A 22,796-nucleotide genomic window follows, 5' to 3' on the forward strand; every position below is an offset into this window, starting at 1 on the left:
CTGCAAGAGAGAATCCGGCCGATTGTTGCCCAGGCCTTCCCTCTGATGTCGCTGATCCCCTACGCCCTCGCCCGCCCCGCCCTGTTCGCTCTGGACCCGGAGCACGCCCACGAACTGACCCTGGCGAACCTGGAGCGCTTCCAGCGCACGCCGCTGGAATGCAGCTGGGCACAGCCGCGCGTGGAAGACCCGGTGAGCCTGGCCGGCCTGCGCTTCCCGAACCGCGTGGGCCTGGCCGCCGGCCTGGACAAGAACGGCCGTGCCATCGACGGCCTGGGGGCCATGGGCTTCGGTTTCATCGAGGTCGGCACCGTCACCCCCAAGGGCCAGCCGGGCAACCCCAAGCCGCGCATGTTCCGCCTGCCCGAGCACAAGGCCCTCATCAACCGCCTCGGCTTCAACAACGAAGGCCTGGAGAGCTTTCTGGCCAACGTGCAGCGCAGCACGCGCTTCCGTGCCAAGGGCGGCATCCTGGGTCTGAACATCGGCAAGAACGCCGCCACGGCGATCGAGGACGCGGCGAGCGACTACCTCAAGGGGCTGGAGGGCGTGTACCCGCATGCCGACTACGTCACCGTCAACATCTCCAGCCCCAACACCGCGAACCTGCGCAGCCTTCAGAGCGACGCAGCGCTGAAGGCCCTGCTGGATGCCCTGATGACCAAGCGCGAGGAGCTGGCACGTCGCCTGGGCCGCAAGGTGCCGCTGTTCGTCAAGATCGCCCCCGATCTGGAGGACAGCCAGGTGCAGGTGATCGCCCAGACTCTGAAGGACTGCGGCGTGGACGGCGTCATCGCCACCAACACCACGCTGGCGCGCGACGCCGTGGCCGGCCACCGCCATGCCGCCGAGGCCGGCGGGCTTTCCGGTGCGCCGGTGCTGGCGGCCAGCAACCGCGTCATCGCCCAGCTGCGCGCGGCGCTGGGCGCGGGCTACCCCATCATCGGCGTGGGCGGAGTGCTGAGCGGGGCGGACGCCCAGAGCAAGCGCGCCGCCGGCGCCGATCTGGTGCAGATCTACACCGGGCTGATCTACAAGGGTTCCGCCTTGGTGCGCGAGGCGGCGCTGGCATTGCGGGGCTGAGGGTGCGCCCTGGGGCGCGGCGGCTGAAATCTGTGTCACCGTAGCGGCTCCAGGCCGCCACGATGAGCCCCACCGCCCCGCTTTCCGATCAAGTCCATTCGGTCCTGCGCGCCAGCAAGCTGTTCGGCGCGCTGGCCCCTGCGCATCTGGACCTGCTGGTGGGGCAGTTGCGGGTTGAGGCCGTGGAGGCCGGCAGCCATGTGTTCCGCGAGGGCGAGGCCTCGGACAGCCTGGTGATCGTGCTGACCGGGCGGCTGCGCGTCACGCGGGTGGATGCGCGCGGCAATCTGCTGCTTTACAACGAGCTCTGCCCGGGTGAAAGCCAGGGCGAAGCCGGCCTGATGCTGGGCCAGCCGCGCCCGGCCAACCTGATCGCGCTGCGCGATTCGCACATCGCCCGGCTGGACCGCCAGGGCTTCGAGGCCCTGCTGCGAGCCGAGCCGATCGCCTTCAACCACCTGTTCTCGCAGGCGCTGTTCCATTACCTGCGCCACATCCAGCAGCTGCAGGAACGCCGCCGCGCCCAATGCGTGGCCCTCGTGCCGCTGCACCCGGGCGAGGAATCCCACGCGCTGGCGCAGGACCTGCTGAGCGCTCTGGGCGTCAGCGGCCGCCTCCTGGAGCCCGGCGAAACCGGCTTTGACCTGCTGCTGGCGCAGCAGCGCATCGAGCAGCTGGAGACCGAGGCCGAGGTGCTGCTGATCCGCGCCGAAGCCCAGCCCAGCGCCTGGACGCGCTTTGCGTTGCGCCAGGCCGATCAGGTGGTGTTCGTCTCCAGCCCCAGCCACAGCCCGCTGCCCAGCGCCTTCGAGCGCAAGCTGCGCGAGGAGCCGGGCTTCGAGTTCAAGCGCCAGCATCTGGTGCTGCTGCACGGGCCGGACACCGTGCGCCCCAGCGCCCCGGCGCCCTGGCGCAAGGAGCGCAGCGCCATCGAGCGCGTGCTGCTGATGCGCCGCGGCCAGCGCGGCGATGCCGAGCGCCTGGCGCGCTTCCTGACCGGCCGCGCCGTAGGCGTGGTGCTGGGCGGCGGCGGCGCGCGCGGCTTTGCGCACCTGGGCGTCATCCAGGCACTGGGCGAGGCCGGCATCCCCATCGACCTGGTGGGCGGCAACAGCATGGGCGCGCTGATCGGTTCGCAGTACGCGCTCGGCCATTCACTGGCCGAGATCCGCGGGCGCATCGTCGAGTTCGCCGCCGGCGGCGAGCGGCCCACCGTGCCGGTGGTCTCGCTGCTCAGCGGCCGGCGCATGGAACGCGACCTCAAGCAGCTCTGCCAGCTGGGCAATGCCGAGGCCCAAGTGGATGGGCTCTGGCTGCCCTTCTTCACAGCCGCCTGCAACCTCAGCCGCGCCTGCACCACGGTGCTGGACCAAGGCCCGCTGTGGCGCGCCGTGCTGGCCAGCAACAGCCCGGCCGGCCTGCTGCCGCCGGTGCTCTACAACGGCGACCTGCTGGTCGACGGCGCCATCCTGGACAACGTGCCGGTGGAGGCCATGCGCCAGCGCCTGGGCACGCCGCTGGAGCGCCGGCGCGGCAATGGCACGGTGATCGCCATCGATGTGGACGTGCGTGAGCCGCTGAGCGTGGCCGAGGACGTGGACCGGCTCTCGCCCTGGGCCAAGCTGCGCGGCCAGAAGAGCAACGGCCAGCCCCTGCCTGGCATCGGCGAGATCCTCTACCGCGCCGGCCACATGGGCGGGCTGACGCAGCGCGGCAAGACCATGGGTCTGTCGGACTTCTACCTGGAGCCGCCGGTCTCGGACTTCTCGCTCATGGCCTACAAGCGCGCCGAGGAAGTGGTGCAGCGCGGCTACGAGTACGCGCGTGCCGAGATTGCCCGCTGGGACCTGAGCCGCATCTTCGAGTGAGCCGCCCCGCCCCCCAGACCCTGCCCCTCAGCCAGGCCCAGCAGGAAGTCTGGCTGGACCAGCGCGCCTGGCCGGCGAGCCCGCATCTCTGGGTGGGCGGCACCACCATGCTGCGCGGGCGCATCGAGCTGCCGCGCCTGCAGCAGGCGCTGCATCAGCTGGCCGCCGAGCAGCTGGCCCTGCGCCTGGTGCCCCAGCCCAGCCGCGAGGAGCAACTGCTGCTGCCGGTCTATGAGCCGGTGCTGCGCGAGCTGCCCGCCACGCCCGGGCTGCCGCCCGAAGAGGCCTTGCACCAGGCCTGGATCGCCGCCACCGCCCAGCCCTGCCCGCTGGGCAGCGCCCCACCGTGGCGGGTGGACCTGATGCGCTTCCCCGAGCACCCGGAGCTGCTCGGCATCCTGCTGCTCTCGCACCACCTGATCATGGACGGCGCGGCCACCGCGCAGTTCCTGCGCCGCTGGGGCGAGCTCTACAGCGCGCTGGTGCACGGCGAAGCCGCGCCGCCCGCCGATGGCGAGGTCTACCGCGAACAGATCGAGGGCAGCGCCAGCTACCGCCAGGGGCCGCAATGGGCCGCCGACGCCGCCTTCTGGCGCAGCGAGCTGCCCGAGGCCCCGCCGGTGCTGCTGCCGCGCCGCCAGCAAGACGCCACCAGCCCCTTGCCCCCGGCTGCCCTGCTGCACCACGCCCTGCTGCCGCGCAGCCAGTACGCCGCCTGGGGCGCGGCGGCGGCGCCGGTGGCCCAAACCGAGTTCGCGCTGGTGGCCGCCGCGCTGGCGCTGTACTTCGCCCGCGTGCAAGGCTTGAGCGAGGTGGTGATCGGCGTGCCGGCGCTGAACCGCAGCGGGCGCGCGCACCGCGCCGCCATCGGCATGTACGTGGGCGTGCTGCCGCTGCGCATCCCGGTGGACGCGGCGCAGACCGGCCTGGAGCTGATGGCCACCGTGGGCCGCCAGCTGCGCCGCGCCATGCGCCATGCGCGCTATCCCATCAGCGCGCTGGCGCGCGAGCTGCAGCTGATGCGCGCCGGCCGCGACGCCCCCTTTGACCTGCTGCTCAGCTTCGAGCGCCAGGACTACGACCTGCGCTACGGCGCCGCCCAGCTGGTGGCGGCGCGCCAGCGCTTTGCCGGCTTTGCGCGCTACCCGCTCTCGCTCACGGTGTGCGATTTCGGCGCCTCACGCGACATCGAGCTGGTGTTCGAAGGCAGCCGCGCCCACCTGGAGCCGCGCGAGCTGGACCTGCTGGCGCGGCGCCTGCGCGGCCTCTTGGAACGCCTGGCCGCCGAGCCGCAGCGGCCCGTGGGCGAACTGCCGCTGCTGGACGCCGCCGAGTGGCGCGCGCTGATTGAGGGCCCGCACCGCGACCTCGCCAGCCTGGACCCGGCCCCCAGCTTTATCCAGCGCTTTTGCGAACAAGCCGCCCTGCACCCCCTGAGCTTGGCCCTGGTATGGGACGGCGGCGCGCTGCGCTTCGGTGAACTGGCCGCCCAGGTGCGCCAGCTCGCCGGCGCCCTGGTACGGCAGGGCGTGCAGCCGGGTGATCGGGTGGCGCTGGCGCTGCCGCGCTCGCCCGAGCTGGTGCTGGCCCTGCTGGCGGTGGCGCGCGCTGGCGCGGCCTTCCTGCCGCTGGACCCGGACTGCCCGGACGCGCGCCTGGAGCAGATCCTTGAGGACGCCGGCGTGCGCCTGCTGATCGCCCCGGCCGAGCCGCGCTGGGCGCGCTTTGGCGTGCCAGTGCTGCACCTGCCCGCGCGGGGCGACGACGCGCACCTGCCGCCGCTGCCGCAGGAAGGCCAGCTCGCCTATGTGCTCTTCACCAGCGGCAGCAGCGGCTGGCCCAAGGGCGTGGCGGTGAGCCATGGCGCGCTGGCGCGGCGCCTGGGCTGGCTCTCACGCGTGTGGGACATCACCCCGGCCGACCGCAGCCTGCAGGGCACGCAGTCCGGCTTCGATCCGGCCTTGATCGAACTGCTGCTGCCGCTCATCCACGGCGGCTCCGTGGCCCTGCCGCCGCCGGGCCGGCAGGCACCGGAAACCTGGGCCGCCTTCGCGGCGCGCCATGGCTGCACGCTCTCGGCCCTGGTGCCCACCACGCTGCAGCGCCTGCTCGACGGCCTGGAGGCCCTGCCCGAGGCCGAGCGCGCGCGCATCAAGCTGCGCGTGGCCTGCTGCGGCGGCGAGGTACTGGCGCCGGCGCTGGCCGAGCGCTGGCTGCGCCTCACGCGCGCCCAGCTCTGGAACGTCTACGGCCCCACCGAGGCCTGCATCTTTGCCAGCGCCTGGGCCTGCCGGCCCGACGACCCGGCCCCCGTGCTGCCCATCGGCGCGCCGGTGGACGACACCCGGCTCTACGTGCTGGACGCCCAGCGCCAGCCCCTGCCCTTCGGCGCCGTGGGCGAGCTGTGGATCGGCGGCCGCACCCTGGCCGAGGGCTACCTGCACCGACCGGAGCTGGACGCCGCCGCCTTCGCGCCCGACCCCTTCGTGCCGGGAGGACGCATGTACCGCAGCGGTGACCGCGCCTGGTGGGACGGCGAGGGCCGGCTGCAGTTCGCCGGCCGCGCGGACCGGCAGGTCAAGCTGCGCGGCTACCGCATCGAGCTGGCCGAGGTGGAGACTGCGCTGCTGAGCCTGCCCGGCGTGCGCGAGGCCTGCGTGCAGCCTGTCGAGGTGGGCGGCCGGCGCGCCCTGCAGGCCTGGCTGAGCCCGGCCGATCTGGACCTGCACACCCTGCAGCTGGGCCTGCGCACCGCGCTGCCCGACTACATGCAGCCCACCCACTGGAGCCTGCTGCCCGCCCTGCCCCTGTTGCCCGGCAGCGCCAAGGTGGACCTGAAGGCCCTGCCCCAGGCCGAGGCGCCACGCGCCCACCACCACCGTGCGCCCGCCAGCCCGCTGGAGCAGGCGCTGCTGGAGCTGATGCGGCAGGCCCTGCAGGACCCCGAGCTCGGCCTGGACGACGACTTCTTCGAGTACGGCGGCGATTCGCTCGCCGCGCTGGACCTGCTGCTGGCGATCGAGAAGCGCACCGGCCTGCACCCCACGCTGCAGATGCTGGCCCAGGCCCCCTCGGTGGCCGCCCTGGCCCAGGCCCTGATGCTGGCCGGCGACCCGGCACTGCGCGCCGCCGCCGCGCCCAGCGAGACGCAGCTGGCGCTGGCGCTCTCGCACGCCGATGAGCCCGAGGCCGACACCCTCTACCTGGCCGCCAGCGGCCATGGCGACCTGCTGCGCTTCCAAACCCTGGCCCAGGCCCTGGCGCCCCAGCTGAACGTGCAGATGCTGCAGCCGCCGCGCCAGCTGCCGCTGCACAGCATGGCCGACCTGGCCGAGGCCTATGCCCAGCACATCGCCGCTCAGGCCGGCGGCCGGCCGGTGCGCCTGGCGGGCTTTTCGGTCGGCGGCGTGGCGGCGCTGGAAACCGCGCGGCGCCTGCGCGAACTGGGTGTGGCCGTGCAGTCGGTGGTGCTGATCGACTCCGTGTTCCCGCGCTGGCTGTTCCGCCAAGGCTGGCTGTGGAAGGCCATGGGCTGGGCCACGCGCCGGCTCTGGCTGCAGGAACTGACGATGAATGGCCGGCGCCTGGGCGCGATGTTCAACGACGCCGGCCTGGTCGGCCAGGTGCTGGCCCTGAAGGACTACCGGCTCGCCCCCTACCCGGGTGAGGTGCTGCTGATCCGCACCAGCGGCCTGGCGCGCTGGCAGCGCTGGCTGTTCGGGCCCTGGCAACGCAGCCTCAGCGGCAGCCTGCGCGTGCAGGAAGTGGAAGGCCTGCACGGCTCGATCTTCGAGCCGGGCCGGGTGGGCGGGCTTGCACAATGCCTGCTCCGCGCCCTGCCCCCGCCCGCTGCTTGAGTCCGCCCCGTTCCCACCACCGCCGTCTTCTTGCCCTCGCCGCCCTGCTGATTGCCCTGCTGGGGCTGGCGCTGGCCTGGCAGTTCAGCCCAGCGCGCGCATGGCTGGATCCGCTGCGTCTGGTGGCCCAGGCCCAGGCCCTGGCGGCCGACATGGGACATGGCGTGCTGCTGGCCCTGTTCGTGCTGGCCGGCTGCCTGGCGGTGCCGCTTTCCCTGCTGGTGCTGCTGGCCGTGCTGGCCCTGGGTCCGCTGCCCGGCCTGCTGTTCAGCCTGGCGGGCGGCAGCCTGATCGCCGCGCCCAGCTTCGCGCTCGGCCGCTGGCTGGGCCAGCGCGCGGTGGAACAACTGGCCGGCCCGCGCGTGCAGGCGCTCAACGCCCTGGTGGCGCGGCGCGGCCTGCTGGCCGTGGTGGCCGTGCGCCTGGTGCCTGCGGCGCCGTTTGCGGTGGTCAATCTGGTACTGGGCGCCACGCGGGTCGCCTGGGCGCCCTTCCTGCTCGGCAATGTGCTGGGCATGCTGCCCATGGCGGGCATGACGGCCTGGCTGGCGCCGCAGATCCTGGCGCAGCTCCAGCACCCCAGCGGTGCCGGCTGGGCCTTTGTGGTGGGTGTGCTGGTGTTGGTGGCGGGTGCCACCTGGGGATTGAAGCGATGGGCGAGAAGCCTTTGAGACTGTGCCTGGTGCGCCATGGCGAAACCGACTGGAACCGCGCCCAGCGCCTGCAGGGCTGGACCGATGTGCCCCTGAATGCCGAGGGCCGGGCGCAGGCCCTGGCGGCCGCGCGCGAGCTGGCCGGCGAGCGCTTTGACGCCTGCTACAGCTCCCCCCTGCAGCGTGCCCGCGCCACCGCCGAAGCGCTGGCGCAGCCCCACGGCCACGCCCTGCGCCTGGACGAACGCCTGCGCGAGCGCCACCTGGGCGAGTTGCAGGGCCTTTTGAAGGCAGAGATCGATGCGCGCCATCCTGAGCTCAGCCGGCTGATGCAGCAACGCCGCCCCGGCTATGCCCCGCCCGGCGGCGAGACCCTGGCGCAGTTCCGCGCCCGCGTCGAAGCCTGGCTGGCCGATCTGGTACGGGCCCATGCCGGGCAGCAGGTGCTGGCCGTGAGCCATGGCGGGGTGCTGGACGTCGTGCACCGCCTGGCCACGGGCGGCGACTTCGACGCGCCGCGCGGCGTCACACTCGGCAACGCAGCGCTGAACTGGTTTGTCTGGCGCCAGGAGCGTTGGTGGGTCGAGGCCATGGGCCTGGACGATCACCTCGATCAGAGCCTGGACGAAAGGACGGTTTGAATGTCGTACGCCTACCAGATCAGCGCCCCCGGTGGCCCCGAGGCCCTGCAGCGCGTCGAACGCGGCCTGGGTGCGCCCGGCCCGGGCGAGATCCGCATCCGCCACCGCGCCATCGGGCTGAACTTCATCGACGTCTACCACCGCACCGGCCTCTACCCGTTGCCGCTGCCGCATGCGCTGGGCATGGAGGCGGCCGGCCTCGTCGAGGCGGTGGGTGAAGGCGTCACGCACCTGCAGCCGGGCGACCGCGCGGCCTATGCCAGCAACCCGCCCGGCGCCTATGCGGACGTGCGCCTGATGCCGGCGCAGAACGTCTGCCGCCTGCCCGAAGCGATCACCTTCGAAGAGGCCGCCGCCAGCATGCTCAAGGGCCTGACGGTGCAGTACCTGCTGCGCAAGACCCTGCCCGTGCAGGGCCTGCAGGCGGGCGATTTCCTGCTCTGGCATGCCGCCGCCGGGGGCGTGGGCCTGATCGCTTGCCAATGGGCGAAGCACCTGGGCCTGAAGCTGATCGCCACCGCGGGCTCGGACGAGAAATGCCAGCTCGCGCTGGACCACGGCGCGGCCCACGCCATCAACTACCGGCGCGAGGATTTCGTCGCCCGCGTCAAGGCCATCACCGAGGGCCGCGGCGTCAAGGTGGTGTACGACTCGGTTGGCCAGGACACCTTCGAGCGCTCGCTCGACTGCCTGCGCCCCTTCGGCCTGATGGCCTGCTTCGGCAATGCCAGCGGGCCGGTGGCGCCCATTGCGCCCGGCATGCTGGCCGCCAAGGGCTCGCTCTACCTGACGCGCGCCACCCTGTTCACGCACCTGAGCTCGCGCGAATCCACCCAGGCGATGGCGGACGAGCTGTTCGAAGTACTGGCCAATGGCGCCGTGCGCGCCCCCGTGGGCCGGGTGCGGCCGCTGAGCGAGGTGGCGGACGCGCACCGCGAACTGGAAGCGCGCGCCACCACCGGCTCCACCGTGCTCATTCCCTGAGGGGCGGAGAGCCTCTCAGCCATGAACGCCCTGCTCCAAGGCTTCGGCATCGGCCTGGCCATCGCCGCCCCTGTAGGGCCCATCGGCATGCTCTGCATCCGCCGCAGCCTGAACGAGGGCGCGCGCCTGGGCCTGGCCACCGGGCTGGGTGCGGCCACGGCGGACGCCCTGTACGGCCTGGTGGTGGCCAGCGGGCTCACGCTGACGGGCTGGCTGCTGAGCCACGGCAGCCTGCTGCGCGCGTTGGGCGCGCTGCTGCTGGTGGCGCTGGGCCTGGGCGTGTGGCGGCGCCTTCTGCAGCCGCCGGCCGCCGCCGGCGCCACGGCCCCGGCCCGCAGCACCTGGGCGGCCTTTGCCGGCACCCTGCTGCTGACCCTGGCCAACCCCGCCACGCTGGTGAGCTTTCTGGGCGTGGTGGCCGCGCTGGGGCAGCCGGGCCAGGGGGGCTCGGCCTACGCGCTGGTGCTGGGGGTATTCCTGGGCTCGCTGGCCTGGTGGTGCTTCCTGGTGGCCCTGGTGCGCGCCACCCGCCACTGGCTGCCGGCCTGGGCGCTGCGCGCCATCGATGTGCTGACCGGCGCCCTGCTGGTGGGCACGGGGCTGTGGGTGGCCTTCAGCCTGCTCAAGCCGTAGGACTCTGCGGCCCCAGGCTGCGGCGCAAGCGCTGAAGCTGCTCGCCCACCTCGGCGAAATCGCCGCTCAAGGCCTTGAGCTCCGGGCTGTCCGCGCGCTCACCGGCGGCCAAGGTGGCCACGGCATCGGCCACCACACGCAGGGGCTGCAGCACGCGTTGGCGCAGTTGCTGCAGCGCGTAGGCGCACAGCAGCAGGCCCAGCAGGCTCAGCCCCAGGCCCAGGGCCTTGGTGGTGGCGCCCAGTTGCCGGCCTTTCTGCAGCTCCTGCTCGGCCACCTGCACCTGCAGATGCATCAGTGCGGCCAGGGTCTGGTTCAGCGGTTGCAGGGCGCGCGCGTAGCGCTCGGCGGCGGCGGGCGCGGCTTCCAGCAGGCGCTGCAGCTCGGTCAGGCGGCGCTGGGCGTCGCGCATCAGCTCGGCTTCCTCGGGCGTCAGCCAGGTGGTCTGGTAGGCCGCCCAGGGGCGCCGCAGGCGCTCGAAGGCCTGCGCCACGGCGACGCTTCGGCCCTCCGAGGGCCGCTCCGGATCGATGACGCGCGGCAGCTCCACATTCAGGATCTGGCTGACGGCATGCAGGTCACTGAGCGGCCGCACGCGGTCGTCCACCACGGTCTGCAACCCTTGGCCGAGCCGGTGCGTGCTGAACACCAGCGTCGTGCAGCTCAGCACCAGGGCGCTGGCAAGCAGCAGCAGAACCCTGCACAGCGTGCGCTGCACGGAGCGATCCAGATCGTGTTGCATCACCACCATCTTTTGCCCTCCCCGCCGGCGTGGAAAGCGCCGGCGCGTGCAAAGGTAGCAGAGCCAGCACCCGCCTGCGGCTACGCTCGGCCCATGCCCACGCGTTGCGCCCCCCTCGTGCTGCTGGCCCTGGCCGCTCCGGCCGCGGCGCTCGATCTGCAGGAAGTGCTGGCCTGCGACGACGGCGCCGAATGGCCGCCCTTCACGCATTACCTGCGCGATGCGCAAGGCAAACCCAGCAGCGAGCTGGGCGGCTTCTCGGTCGAGGTGCTGCAGCAGATCCTCGGCCAGGCCGGCATCAAGCTGCGCCTGGAGCTGCTGCCCTGGGCGCGCTGCCAGCGCGAGGTGGAGAGCGGCCGCTACCTGATGGCGCTGAACGCCAGTTACAGCCAGGAGCGCGACGCCCGCTACTGGCTCACGCAGCCCTACTACCGCACCACGCACAGCTACTTCTATTCCCGCCGCCACTTCCCGAAGGGCCTGCCGATCACGCATCTGGCCGATCTGGCGAACCAGCGGGTGTGCGGCGTGCGCGGCTACAACTACGAGGCCTACAAGGTGCCGGTGGAGAAGATCGACTTCGGCGCGCGCGACTTCGCCGCCGTGGTGGCCAAGCTGCACCTGGGCCGCTGCACCATCGGGCTGGAAAAGCTGGAGATCGTGGCCGGCTACCGGATCACCGGCAAGGACCTGCTGGCCGACCCCGACCTGGGCCATGCGCAGGTGCCCGAGCTGCCGCCGGGCGAGTTCCACATGATGGTCTCGCGCCAGCACCCGCAGGGCGAAGCGCTGCGCGACCTGCTCAACCGCGGCCTGAGCACCCTGCGTTCAAGCGGGCAGCTGCAGGCGCTGCAACGCCGCCACCTGCCAGGCGGGTGATGATCCGCGGCCGGGGGCGGCGCGGAACATGCGTTCTGACAGGCCCGCCCCCTGCACCCAGAATGCGCGGCTTCGCGCCGCGCGCCCCCTCCACCCCCGCCCACTGGAAACCCGCATGAACCTCATCCAACGCGTCCAGGATCTGCTGCTCAAGCCCAAGGACACCTGGCCCGCCATTGCCGCCGAGCCCGCCAGCGTGGCCTCGATCTACAAGAACTGGGTGCTGATCCTGGCGGCCATTCCGGCCGTGGCCAGCTTCATCGGCCTTTCGGTGCTGGGTGTGGGGGCGCTGGGCTTCAGCTACCGCGTGCCGCTGCTCACCGGCCTGCTGCAGGGCGTCATCGGCTATGGCCTGAGCCTGGCCATGGTGTACCTGGTGGCCCTGCTGGTGGATGCGCTGGCACCCAGCTTCGGCGGCACGCGCAACTTCCTGGCCGCGCTGAAGCTGGTGGCCTATGGCTGCACCGCCGCCTTCCTGGGCGGCATCTTCAGCCTGCTGCCCTCGCTGTCCCTCCTGGGCCTGCTGGCCGCGCTGTACTCGATCTATCTCTTCTACACCGGCCTGCCGGTGCTGATGCGCAACCCGGCCGAGAAGTCGATCGCCTACACCGCCGTGGTGGCCATTGCCAGCCTGGTGGCTGGCATCGTGTTGGGCGCCATCAGCGCCGCCGTGCTGCCCTCGCCGCACTGGGGTGGCCGCGGCGTCACGCTGAAGACCCCCGAAGGCTCGGTGAGCGTGGACACGGCCAAGCTGGAGGAAATGGCCGAGAAGATGGAAAAGGCCGGCAAGCAGATGGAAGCAGCCGAGAAGGCCGGTGACGCCGACGCCGCTGCCAAGGCCCTGGGCGCCATGATGGGCGCTGCCGGCGGCGGCAAGCCGGTGGACCCGGCCAGTCTCAAGGCCCTGCTGCCTGAAAGCCTGAACGGCCTGCCGCGCGTGGCCGTGGAAGCGCAGAGCGGTGCGGCGGTGGGCATCGGCATGGCCAGCGCCGAAGCCACCTATCGGGCTGAGGACCGCGAGATCGAGCTGCGCATCGTCGACTCCGGCGGGATGGCCGGCCTGGCCGCAGTGGCCGGCTGGGCCCAGATGACGGTGGACCGCGAGACCGAGACTGAGATCGAGAAGGTCTTCAAGCGCGGCAAGCACACCGTGCGCGAGCAGTTCCACAAGGACGGCTCGGGCGGCGAAATCAGCATGGTGCTGGCCAATGGCATCGTCGTCGAAGCCCAGGGTCGCCATGTGGATGCTGCCGCCCTGCGCAAGGCATTCGATGCGGTGAACCTCGGCCAGCTCGAAAGCCTGCAGCGCCCTCAGTAAATCGGCAAATCAGCCGGCCCAGGGGTTGGCGCCCAACTCCAGGCGGCCGAACAGCCAACCGGTCTTCAGCCCCGCCAGCGTGGCCACGTTCTGGCCATGCACCCAGCCCAGGCGCCCGAGCGGGCCCATCAGGCGGTCGCGCAGCCAGGGCAGCACCGGCTGGGCCGACTGGAACATCGGCGTGAGCGCGCGGCTGGCCTGGCTGTAGTAGTTCCAGTGCGCGCGGCGCCGCCGCGCGTAGTGCTCGAAGCGTTGCGCCCAGTCCTGGCGTGGCTGCTCGCGCCACTGCTGGCACAGCACCAGCGCATCCACCAGTGCCAGGTTGGCGCCCTGCCCCAGCTGCGGGCTCATGCCGTGGGCGCAATCCCCCAAGGCCAGCACGCAGCCATGGTGCGGCCGCTCCAGGCGCACATGGGCATAGCGCGCCGGGCGCAGCTGACGCGGGTCCTTCAGGCCCTTGAGCAGGGGTTCGCATTCGGGCAGCAGCTCCACCAGCGGCCGCTTCCAGGCAGCCAGGTCCAGCGTGGCCATGTCCTGCGGCAGCTCGCTCAGCGGCAGGCTCCAGAACAGATTGACGGCCGGCCAGACGTCGGCCGATTGCCAGGCCCGGCCCACCGGCATCAGGCCGAGCATCTGGCGCGCGGCGCGAAAGCGCTGGCGCAGCTCGATGTCGGGGAACTCGGCCGGCAGGGGCAGCAGCGTCCACAGCGCGCCCCAGGGGAAAGGTTCGACGCGCTGGCGCACCGGCAGCAGGCGGCGCAGCGGCGAGAAGCTGCCATCGGCCAGGATCAGCGCGTCAAAGCGGCCCAGACTGGCGCCGCCCTCGCCCTTGAGCTCGACGCCACGCGCGTCCTGCTTGAAGGCGCGCACCGTCACCCCGGTCTGCCAGTCCACACCGCGTTCACGCAGGCGCTGCCACAGCAGGCCCATCAGCACGCCGCGCTGCAGGCCCAGGCCGAAGGCCTCGGGGTGGAAGCGGTGGTAGCTCATGTCCAGCACCACCTCGCCCTCGGCGGTGTCGCCCAGCAGGCCATCCAGACGCGCGCCATGCTCCAGCGCGGGCTCCAGCAGGCCCAGGTACTCCAGCACGCGCTGGCCGCTGGGTTGCAGCAGCAGGCCGGCCCCCACGCGTGGGTCTTGCGGGCTCGGGTCCGGCAAGGTCTCGAACAGCGTGACCTGCACGCCCAGCTGCGCCAGGCCGATGGCGGTGGCGCTGCCGGCCACGCCGGCGCCGACGATGGCGACGCGGCTCATGGCAATCAGCCCAGGGCGGCGATGACCTCGGGCGGCGCCTGCACCAGCTCGATCAGCACGCCCTCGCCGCTGACCGGGAACTGCTCATTGCCCTTGGGGTGCACGAAGCAGATGTCATGCCCCGCCGCGCCCTTGCGGATGCCGCCCGGCGCAAAGCGCAGGCCCTGGGCCTCCAGCCATTGCACCGCCACGGGCAGGTCGTCCACCCACAGGCCGATGTGATTCAGCGGCGTGGCGTGCACGGCGGGCTTCTTCTCGGGGTCCAGCGGCTGCATCAGGTCCACCTCCACGGCATGGGCACCCTGGCCCAGGGTGCAGATGTCCTCGTCGACGTTCTCGCGCTCGCTGCGGAAGGTGCCGGTCACCGGCACCCCGAGCAGGTCGACCCAGAGTTGCTTGAGCCGGCCCTTGTCCAGACCACCGATGGCGATCTGCTGCAGGCCGAGGATCTTGAAGGGGCGGGAGGCGTTCATGGGTTTGAAAAAGCAACAGTGTGTTGAAGCAAGGGCTGGCCCAGGGTGTCATTCAGGCGCAGGCGCAGTTCGGCTGCGTCCCAGTCCACATCGACCACCCCGTAGTGGTTGACGCGCACCGGTTCGCCCAGCCGGACGGGGTCGTCCTCCTGGACTCCCGCCCAGGCATGCGTGATGCCGCTGCTGGTCAGCTCCCAGTGGGGTGCGCCGCTGTCTGCCTCCACCCGATAGAGCGCACCGAAGTGGCGGTCGCCGCTCATCATCAGCGTGGCGCGCGCGGGGTGCGCTTCCAGCAGGCGCAGCAGGCGCTGCAACTCGTGCGGGAACAGGCCCCAGCGTTCGTAGCCATGGCCCTGGGCCAGCACCTGGATGCTCGAGTAGAGGAAGCGCACCTCGACCGGCTGCGCCAGCTGCGCGGCCAGCCAGGCCCACTGGCCCTCACCCAGCAGGGTCAGGTCCGGCTCGGGGTTGGGTTCGTAGCGCTCGCGCCCCTTGGCACCCCGTTCACGGCTGGGGCGCCAGGGGCTGCGGAACCAACGCGTGTCCAGCATCAGCACCTGCACGCGCCGGCCCGGTGGGCCGAATACGGCCTGGGTGTAGAGGCCCTCGCGCTGGCGCCGCGGATCCTGCGCCGGCACCTGGAAGGCCTCCAGGAAGGCGGCCTTGGCCTCGTGCTTGTGCTCGAACTCGGCGCCACCGTCGTTGCGGCCGTAGTCGTGATCGTCCCAGATGGCCAGGTGCGGGCGCGCCAGCAGGGCACGCACCGCCGGCAGGCCCAGCGCCTTGGCATAGGCCGCACGCAGGCGCTCCACGCTCCAGCCCGGCCCGCTGGCGTAGACGTTGTCACCGCCAAAGAGATGGACGTCGGCCTGCTCCCGCAGCACCGCGTCCCAGATGGGCTGCGGCGCGTCCTGGTTGGCACAGGAGCCGAAACTGAGCCGGAAGTCCGGCCGCGCCGCCGCCTGCAGGGGCGAACCTGCCGCCGCCAACAAGGCCGCGGCGGCACGGCGGCGCGTCCAGCCACTCACCTTTCGAAGCGCAAGATGGGCTGATCCACGCTCAGGCTCTCCCCCGGCTTGGCCAGCACCTCGGCAATCGTCACGTCCTGGGCGGCGAAAAGAATGTTCTCCATCTTCATGGCCTCGATGACCGCCAGGCGCTCGCCGGCCTGCACCTTCTGACCCACGCCGGCCGCCAGTTGCACCAGCAGGCCGGGCATGGGCGAAAGCAGGAAGGCCGAGGTATCGGGCGGCGCCTTGTAGGGCATCAGGGCCTGCAGCTCGGCATGGCGCTCGCGCAGCACGGTGATCTCGACCTGGCGACCGTCGTGCTGGATGCGGTAGGCCAGTGGGTTCTTGGCCGTGCCGCGCTCCACCTGGGCGGTGAAGGGCTGGCCGTTGCAGCTGCCGGTCAGGCGCACGTCGATCAGGCGCGAGTGGCACTCGATGTCGTACACCCGGCCGTCCACCTCGCAGCGCGCGCAGCCCGGGCGGCCGGCGATCTCGGTGACGCGCACCTTCTGGCGCAGCTGGTTGCCCTCGCCCAGGTGGGTGATGGCCACGACCTTGTTGTCCAGCCCGACCTCATGGCCGAGCATCTGGCCGCTGATGCCCACCGCCCGCTCGCGCGTCTTGCGGCGCACAAAGGCGGCCAGCGCGACGAGGAAGTCGGCATCCTCGTGCTGCACCGAATCGGCCGAGAAGCCCTTGGGCCAGTGGCGGGCGATGAAGCCGGTGTCGAAGTTGCCGCTGCGGAAGTCCGGGTGCGCCAGCAGCGCGGCCTGGAAGGGGATGTTGCTGGCGATGCCGCGGATGACGAAGCCGTTCAGGGCCTCGCGCATGCGCTCGATGGCGTCGTTGCGGTCGGTGCCGTGCACGATGAGCTTGGCGATCATCGAGTCGTAGTGCATCGGGATCTCGCCGCCCTCGAACACGCCGGTGTCGACGCGCACGCCGAAGTCCAGGGTGGGCTCGCCCTGCACCAGGTCGGCAGCCGGGGGCTGGTAGCGCACCAGGCGCCCGGTGCTGGGCAGGAAGTTGCGGAACGGATCCTCGGCATTGATGCGGCACTCGATCGCCCAGCCGTCACGCTTCAACTCGTCCTGCTTGAGCGTCAGCGGCTCGCCGGCGGCGATGCGCAACATCCACTCCACCAGGTCCAGGCCGGTGATGCACTCGGTCACCGGATGCTCGACCTGCAGGCGGGTGTTCATCTCCAGGAAGTAGAAGCCCTGGTCCTTGCCGACCACGAACTCCACCGTGCCGGCGCTCTGGTAGCCCACGGCCTTGGCCAGGGCCACGGCCTGCTCGCCCATCGCCTTGCGGGTGGCCTCGCTGATGAAGGGCGACGGCGCTTCTTCGATGACCTTCTGGTGGCGACGCTGGATCGAGCACTCGCGCTCCCACAGGTAGAGCGTGTGGCCGTGGGCATCGGCCAGCACCTGGATCTCGATGTGGCGCGGCTGTTCGATGAATTTCTCCATGAACACGCGGTCGTCACCAAAGCTGTTCTTGGCCTCGTTGCGGCAGCTGACGAAGCCCTCGGCGCATTCCTTGTCGTTCTGCGCCACCCGCAGGCCCTTGCCACCGCCGCCGGCGCTGGCCTTGATCATCACCGGGTAGCCAATGCGCTGGGCAATGCCCACCGCCTCCTCGGCGGTGAGGATCGGCTCGTTGTGGCCCGGGATGGTGCTCACCCCGGCCTGCATGGCCAGGCGCTTGGAGGCGATCTTGTCGCCCATGGCCGCGATGGCGCCGTGCTTGGGGCCGATGAAGACCAGGCCTTCTTCCTCGACCCGGCGGGCGAAGTCCTCGTTCTCGCTCAGGAAGCCATAGCCGGGGTGGATGGCCTGGGCGCCGGTCTGCTTGGCGGCGGCAATGATGGCGTCGGCCTGCAGGTAGGAGGCGCGGCTGGGCGGCGGGCCGATGCAGACGGCCTCGTCGGCCAATTCGACATGGCGGGCACGGGCGTCGGCTTCGGAATAGACGGCCACCGTCTTGACGCCAAGGCGTTGGGCGGTCTTGATGACGCGGCAGGCGATCTCTCCGCGGTTCGCAATCAGGATCTTCTTAAACATTCGGTTCTCCCGCGGAGAGATCGCCTGCTCGCCCGGCTGCGCCGGCCGGCAAGCAATTTGTCGCTGACGCGACCGCGCCTGCGGCGCGACCACCGCGGTTGGCAATGAGGATCTTGTTGAACATGGTGGTCGTCCTCTTCAGAGCGGGATGTTCCCGTGCTTGCGCCACGGGTTCTCCAACTTCTTGTCCTTCAGCATCTTGAGCGAGCGGCAGATGCGCTGGCGCGTCTCGTGCGGCTGGATCACGTCGTCGATGTAGCCGCGCTCGGCCGCCACGAAGGGGTTGGCGAAGCGGCGCTTGTATTCGGCCTCGCGCGCGGCGAGCTTCTCGGGGTCGTTCTTGTCCTCGCGGAAGATGATCTCCACCGCGCCCTTGGCGCCCATCACCGCGATCTCGGCGTTGGGCCAGGCGAAATTGACGTCGCCGCGCAGATGCTTGGAGGCCATCACGTCGTAGGCACCGCCGTAGGCCTTGCGGGTGATGACGGTGATCTTCGGCACCGTGGCTTCCGCATAGGCGTAGAGCAGCTTGGCACCGTGCTTGATGATGCCGCCGTACTCCTGGCTGGTGCCGGGCATGAAGCCGGGCACGTCCACGAAGGTGACGACCGGGATGTGGAAGGCGTCGCAGAAGCGGACGAAGCGCGCGGCCTTGATGGAGCTCTTGATGTCCAGACAGCCGGCCAAGACGAGCGGCTGGTTGGCCACGATGCCGACGGTGGCACCCTCCATGCGGGCAAAGCCGGTGACGATGTTCTTGGCGTACTCGGGCTGCAGTTCGAAGAAGTCGCCGTCGTCCACCACCTTGGTGATCAGCTCCTTGATGTCATAGGGCTGGTTCGGGTTGGCCGGCACCAGGGTGTCGAGCGAATCGTCGCGCCGGGTCGCCGGGTCACCGGACGGCCGTACCGGTGGCTTGTCGCGGTTCGAGAGCGGCAGGTAGTTGAAGAAGCGCCGCAGCATCAGCAGCGCCTCGACGTCGTTCTCGAAGGCCAGGTCGGCCACGCCGCTGCGGCCGGTGTGGGTGGATGCACCGCCCAGCTCTTCGGCCGTCACCTCCTCGTGCGTCACCGTCTTCACCACCTCCGGGCCGGTGACGAACATGTAGCTGCTGTCCTTCACCATGAAGATGAAGTCCGTCATCGCCGGGCTGTAGACCGCGCCGCCCGCGCAGGGGCCCATGATCAGGCTGATTTGCGGAATCACGCCGCTGGCCAGCACGTTCTTCTGGAACACATCGCGGCATAGCCGCCCAGCGAGGCCACGCCTTCCTGGATGCGCGCACCACCGCTGTCGTTCAGTCCGATGACCGGGGCTCCGACCTTCATCGCCTGGTCCATGACCTTGCAGATCTTCTCGGCATGGGCTTCGGAGAGCGCCCCGCCGAAGACGGTGAAGTCCTGGCTGAAGGCGAAGGCCAGGCGGCCGTTGATGGTGCCGTAGCCGGTGACCACGCCGTCGCCGGGAATGTGGTTGGCGTCCATGCCGAAGTCCACGCAGCGGTGCTGCACGAACATGTCCCATTCTTCGAACGAGCCCTCGTCGAACAGCAGTTCCAGGCGCTCGCGCGCCGTCAGCTTGCCCTTCTTATGCTGGGCGGCAATGCGCTTCTCGCCGCCGCCCAGGCGCGCCGCGGCGCGCTTGGACTCCAGCAGTTTCTGGATGTCATCCATGGGTCTTCTCTCCTAGGAATTCATTGAGCAGGGCACGAGCCGCCGTGGAAGCGGCCAAACGGCCGGCGCGTACATCGTCTTTCAGCTTGGGCCAGTGCGCGGCCACGCCAGGGTGTGCGGCAAAGGCCAGCCGCAGCCCCTCGTCGATGCGCTCTTGCAGCCACGCCAGGTCCTGCGCATGGCGGCGCGCCTCGAACTGGCCGGCCTCGCGCTGGTGCGCGCGGTGGCGCTGCACGGCGGCCCAGAACTCGGCCACGCCCTCGGCACTCAGCGCACTGCCCTGCAGCACCTCGGGCAGCCATTGCGCGCCATGGGCCTGGTTGTGCAGGCGTAAGCTGGAAACGATCTGCGCCCGGGCGCGCATGGCGGCATTCGGATCCAGGTCGGCCTTGTTGATGAAGATCAGGTCGGCCAGCTCCATCACGCCCTTCTTCAGGGCCTGCAGGTCGTCGCCGGCATTGGGCAGTTGCAGCAGCGCAAAGCAATCGGTCATGCCGGCCACGGCGACCTCGCTCTGGCCCACACCCACGGTCTCGACCAGGATCACGTCGAAGCCCGCGGCCTCGCACAGGCGCATCACCTCGCGCGTGTGCGAAGCCACGCCGCCCAGGGTGCCGCGGCTGGGGCTAGGGCGGATGAAGGCGTTCGGCTCGATGGCGAGCTTCTCCATGCGCGTCTTGTCGCCCAGGATGGAGCCGCCCGAGACCGAGGAGCTCGGGTCCACCGCCAGCACGGCCACCGTCAGGCCCTGCCCCACCAGGTGCAGGCCGAGGGATTCGATGAAGCTGCTCTTGCCCACCCCGGGCACGCCCGAGAGACCCACGCGGATGGCGCCGCCGCTGTGCGGCAAGGCCTCGGTCAGCAGCGCATCGGCCTGAGCACGGTGTGCCGGCAAGCTGGATTCGAGCAGGGTGATGGCCTTGGCCAATGCGCGGCGGCGCGCCGCGGCGGGGCCCTCGCGCAGGGCGGCGACGCCGATCACGGGCGCGGCTCCCAGCGGTAGCTGCACTCCAACTCGTCCTCGGCCACACCGGCGAAGCCATGGCGCTGGTAGAAGCGGTTGGCGGCGCTGCCGCGCAGCGCTTCCAGTGCGATGCCCGCACCGGCGGCGGCCGCCTCCTGCTGGGCCTGCCCGATCACCCAGGCGCCGACGGCCTGGCCCTGGGCCTCGGGCTCCAGGTACATATGGCGCAGATGCCAGGGCTGCTGGCCCTTGCGCAGCGTCAGTAAACCGACGCGCGCACCGTCCCGCATGACCCAGCGCATCGCCTCGGGCTCAAACTGACCCAGGAAGCGCGCCCGTGCCCGCTCGGGGTCGAAGCGGCCCAGGGCCTCCAGCGCCGGCCGCATGGCGCGAATGCGCAGCGCCAGCAGGGCCTCGAAGTCCTCGGCCGCCACCGGGGCAAAGCCCAGCTGCGTCATGCGGTCAGGGCGTTGCGGATGTGCTGGAGCACGTCGCGGGCAGCATCGGGAATCGCGGTGCCCGGCCCGTAGATGCCCTTGACGCCCTGGGCGTAAAGGAAGTCGTAGTCCTGCGCCGGGATCACGCCGCCGACGAAGACGATGATGTCTTCACCGCCCTGCTCCTTGAGCGCCTGCACGATGGCCGGCACCAGGGTCTTGTGGCCGGCGGCGAGCGTCGAGACGCCGACCGCGTGCACATCGTTCTCAATCGCCTGGCGGGCGCATTCCTCGGGGGTCTGGAACAAGGCGCCAATGTCGACGTCGAAGCCCAGGTCCGCGAAAGCCGAGGCAACGACCTTGGCGCCACGGTCATGCCCGTCCTGGCCAAGCTTGGCGACCATCACGCGCGGGCGGCGGCCGTTCTCTGTTTCGAAACCGGCCACCTCGGCCGTCAGCTTCGTCCACTCGTCGGGTTCGGTATAGGCGCCGGCATAGACGCCGCTGACCTTGTGCGTGTCGGCGCGGTGGCGGCCCCAGACGGATTCGAGTGCGTCGCTCACCTCGCCCACGGTGCAGCGCACGCGCATGGCCTGGATGCTGAGCGCCAGCAGATTCCCTTCGCCGCTCTTCGCGGCTTCGGTCAGCGCGGCCAAGGCGGCCTGCACGGCGGCGGCATCGCGGCTGGCTTTGATCTGCGCCAAGCGGGCCACCTGGGCCTCGCGCACGCGCACGTTGTCGATTTCCAGGATCTCGACCGGATCCTCCTTGGCCAGCTTGTACTTGTTGACGCCGACGATGACGTCGGCGCCCGAATCGATGCGCGCCTGCTTCTGCGCCGCGCTGGCCTCGATCTGCAGCTTGGCCCAGCCGCTGTTGACGGCCTGCGTCATGCCACCTTGGCGCTCCACTTCCTCGATCAGCTCCCAGGCCTTGTCAGCCAGGTCCTGGGTCAGCTTTTCCATCATGTAGCTGCCGGCCCAGGGGTCGACGACCTTGGTGATCTGGGTCTCTTCCTGCAGGATCAGCTGGGTGTTGCGAGCGATGCGAGCGCTGAATTCGGTGGGCAGCGCGATGGCTTCGTCAAAGCTGTTGGTGTGCAGGGATTGCGTGCCGCCGAAGACCGCCGCCATGGCCTCGATGGCGGTACGCACGACGTTGTTGTAGGGGTCCTGCGCCGTCAGGCTCCAGCCGCTGGTCTGGCAATGGGTGCGCAGCATCAGGCTCTTGGGGTCCTGGGCGCCGAAGCTTTTCATGATCCGGCACCAGAGCAGGCGCGCGGCGCGCAGCTTGGCCACTTCCAGATAGAAGTTCATGCCGATGGCGAAGAAGAAGCTCAGGCGCGGCGCAAAGGCGTCCACCTGCAGCCCACGCTTCACCGCCGTGCGCACGTACTCCATGCCGTCGGCCAGGGTGAAGGCCAGCTCGATCGCCTGGTTGGCGCCGGCCTCCTGCATGTGATAGCCGCTGATGGAGATGCTGTTGAACTTCGGCATCTCGGCGGCCGTATGGGCCATGATGTCCGCAATGATCCGCATCGAAGGTTCGGGCGGATAGATGTAGGTGTTGCGGACCATGAACTCCTTGAGGATGTCGTTCTGGATGGTGCCGCTGAGCTTGACCGGACTGACGCCCTGCTCTTCCGCCGCCACCACGTAGGAGGCCAGCACCGGCAGCACCGCGCCATTCATGGTCATGCTGACGGAGACCTTGTCGAGCGGGATGCCGTCAAACAGGATCTTCATGTCCTCGACCGAGTCGATCGCCACGCCGGCTTTGCCCACATCGCCCACCACGCGCGGGTGGTCGCTGTCGTAGCCGCGGTGGGTGGCCAGGTCAAACGCCACCGAAACGCCCTGCCCGCCGGCGGCGAGTGCCTTTCGATAGAAGGCGTTGCTCTCTTCCGCCGTGGAAAACCCGGCGTACTGGCGGATCGTCCAGGGCCGCACCGCATACATGGTGGCCTGGGGGCCGCGCAGGAAGGGCTCGAAGCCAGGCAAGGTGTCGGTGTGCGGCAGACCCTGCACATCCGCCGCCGTGTAGAGCGGCTTGACCGTGATGCCCTCGGGCGTCAGCCAGTTCAGGCGCTCCACGTCGCCACCCGGCGCCGACTTGGCCGCCGCCTTCTGCCATTGCGCCAGGGTGGCGGGGTTGAACGCGGGCGGGGTCTTGTTTTCGGACATGGCGGGCCTATCGAACTCCAAATCGGCCGGCATCATAGCCGGGACGTCATTCATAATTATGAATTCAAACCTGAATCC

Annotated in this window: 17 protein-coding genes and 1 pseudogene; 9 read left to right on the top strand and 9 right to left on the bottom strand. The window is 70.6% G+C overall.

Annotation, left to right across the window (positions count from 1 at the left end):
- Window positions 1–45 precede the first annotated feature (45 nt).
- The 7 genes from I7X39_RS05600 (at window position 46) to I7X39_RS05630 (ending at window position 9,719) form a co-directional block, all read left to right on the top strand.
- On the top strand, window positions 46–1,083 hold the full coding sequence (locus I7X39_RS05600; RefSeq protein ID WP_198109997.1) for a quinone-dependent dihydroorotate dehydrogenase: 1,038 nt from the start codon (window positions 46–48) through the stop codon (window positions 1,081–1,083).
- Between the two features lie 62 nt (window positions 1,084–1,145).
- Window positions 1,146–2,951, top strand: a complete 1,806-nt coding sequence (locus I7X39_RS05605; RefSeq protein WP_198109998.1) for a cyclic nucleotide-binding and patatin-like phospholipase domain-containing protein — start codon at window positions 1,146–1,148, stop codon at window positions 2,949–2,951.
- Window positions 2,948–6,808: a non-ribosomal peptide synthetase gene (locus tag I7X39_RS05610; protein ID WP_198109999.1), complete on the top strand. Its 3,861-nt coding sequence runs from the start codon at window positions 2,948–2,950 to the stop codon at window positions 6,806–6,808. Before I7X39_RS05605 ends, I7X39_RS05610 begins: the two co-directional genes overlap by 4 nt.
- Window positions 6,805–7,479: a TVP38/TMEM64 family protein gene (locus I7X39_RS05615; protein ID WP_198110000.1), complete on the top strand. Its 675-nt coding sequence runs from the start codon at window positions 6,805–6,807 to the stop codon at window positions 7,477–7,479. Before I7X39_RS05610 ends, I7X39_RS05615 begins: the two co-directional genes overlap by 4 nt.
- Window positions 7,461–8,102 (top strand): histidine phosphatase family protein, encoded by a 642-nt coding sequence (locus I7X39_RS05620; protein ID WP_198110001.1) that lies wholly within the window; start codon window positions 7,461–7,463, stop codon window positions 8,100–8,102. The genes I7X39_RS05615 and I7X39_RS05620 overlap by 19 nt, the downstream gene beginning before the upstream one ends.
- Window positions 8,103–9,086: a quinone oxidoreductase family protein gene (locus I7X39_RS05625; protein WP_198110002.1), complete on the top strand. Its 984-nt coding sequence runs from the start codon at window positions 8,103–8,105 to the stop codon at window positions 9,084–9,086. It begins immediately after the preceding gene.
- Between the two features lie 21 nt (window positions 9,087–9,107).
- Window positions 9,108–9,719 (top strand): LysE family transporter, encoded by a 612-nt coding sequence (locus I7X39_RS05630; RefSeq protein ID WP_198110003.1) that lies wholly within the window; start codon window positions 9,108–9,110, stop codon window positions 9,717–9,719.
- Here I7X39_RS05630 and I7X39_RS05635 read toward each other — a convergent pair.
- Entirely contained in the window at window positions 9,709–10,461 is a 753-nt protein-coding gene (locus I7X39_RS05635; protein ID WP_198110004.1) for an MCP four helix bundle domain-containing protein, read from the bottom strand. The two genes, I7X39_RS05630 and I7X39_RS05635, sit on opposite strands and share 11 nt — an antisense overlap.
- Before the next feature lie 93 nt (window positions 10,462–10,554).
- Here I7X39_RS05635 and I7X39_RS05640 point away from each other — a divergent pair, with 93 nt between their 5' ends.
- Entirely contained in the window at window positions 10,555–11,340 is a 786-nt protein-coding gene (locus I7X39_RS05640; RefSeq protein ID WP_198110005.1) for a substrate-binding periplasmic protein, read from the top strand.
- A gap of 115 nt (window positions 11,341–11,455) precedes the next feature.
- Window positions 11,456–12,658, top strand: coding sequence for a Yip1 family protein (locus tag I7X39_RS05645; protein WP_198110006.1), 1,203 nt, complete (start codon window positions 11,456–11,458; stop codon window positions 12,656–12,658).
- A gap of 9 nt (window positions 12,659–12,667) precedes the next feature.
- On the opposite strand, the gene I7X39_RS05650 is transcribed toward I7X39_RS05645, so the two are convergent.
- The 8 genes and pseudogenes from I7X39_RS05650 to scpA all read right to left on the bottom strand — a co-directional run bounded on the left by I7X39_RS05650 (window position 12,668) and on the right by scpA (window position 22,718).
- Window positions 12,668–13,912 carry an FAD-dependent oxidoreductase gene (locus I7X39_RS05650; RefSeq protein WP_198110007.1) on the bottom strand — a complete coding sequence of 415 codons (1,245 nt, stop codon included), beginning with the start codon at window positions 13,910–13,912 and terminating at the stop codon, window positions 12,668–12,670.
- A gap of 5 nt (window positions 13,913–13,917) precedes the next feature.
- The gene (locus tag I7X39_RS05655; RefSeq protein ID WP_198110008.1) at window positions 13,918–14,385 is read right to left on the bottom strand and encodes a VOC family protein; all 468 of its coding nucleotides are present in this window, start codon (window positions 14,383–14,385) and stop codon (window positions 13,918–13,920) included.
- The gene (locus I7X39_RS05660) at window positions 14,382–15,413 is read right to left on the bottom strand and encodes an alkaline phosphatase D family protein (RefSeq protein WP_198110009.1); all 1,032 of its coding nucleotides are present in this window, start codon (window positions 15,411–15,413) and stop codon (window positions 14,382–14,384) included. Before I7X39_RS05660 ends, I7X39_RS05655 begins: the two co-directional genes overlap by 4 nt.
- Window positions 15,410–17,461 (bottom strand): acetyl-CoA carboxylase biotin carboxylase subunit, encoded by a 2,052-nt coding sequence (locus I7X39_RS05665; RefSeq protein ID WP_198110010.1) that lies wholly within the window; start codon window positions 17,459–17,461, stop codon window positions 15,410–15,412. The genes I7X39_RS05660 and I7X39_RS05665 overlap by 4 nt, the downstream gene beginning before the upstream one ends.
- Before the next feature lie 138 nt (window positions 17,462–17,599).
- Window positions 17,600–19,134 (bottom strand): annotated as a pseudogene (locus I7X39_RS05670) (acyl-CoA carboxylase subunit beta).
- Window positions 19,127–20,116, bottom strand: a complete 990-nt coding sequence (gene meaB / locus I7X39_RS05675; RefSeq protein ID WP_198110011.1) for a methylmalonyl Co-A mutase-associated GTPase MeaB — start codon at window positions 20,114–20,116, stop codon at window positions 19,127–19,129. The pseudogene I7X39_RS05670 and the gene meaB overlap by 8 nt, the downstream one beginning before the upstream one ends.
- A complete protein-coding gene (locus I7X39_RS05680; protein WP_198110012.1) occupies window positions 20,113–20,556 on the bottom strand; it encodes a GNAT family N-acetyltransferase in 444 nt (147 codons plus the stop codon). Before I7X39_RS05680 ends, meaB begins: the two co-directional genes overlap by 4 nt.
- On the bottom strand, window positions 20,553–22,718 hold the full coding sequence (gene scpA / locus I7X39_RS05685; protein ID WP_198110013.1) for a methylmalonyl-CoA mutase: 2,166 nt from the start codon (window positions 22,716–22,718) through the stop codon (window positions 20,553–20,555). Before scpA ends, I7X39_RS05680 begins: the two co-directional genes overlap by 4 nt.
- Window positions 22,719–22,796: the final 78 nt, after the last annotated feature.

The organism is Inhella proteolytica, from assembly GCF_016093275.1.
GTDB classification, from domain to species: Bacteria; Pseudomonadota; Gammaproteobacteria; order Burkholderiales; family Burkholderiaceae_C; genus Inhella; species Inhella proteolytica.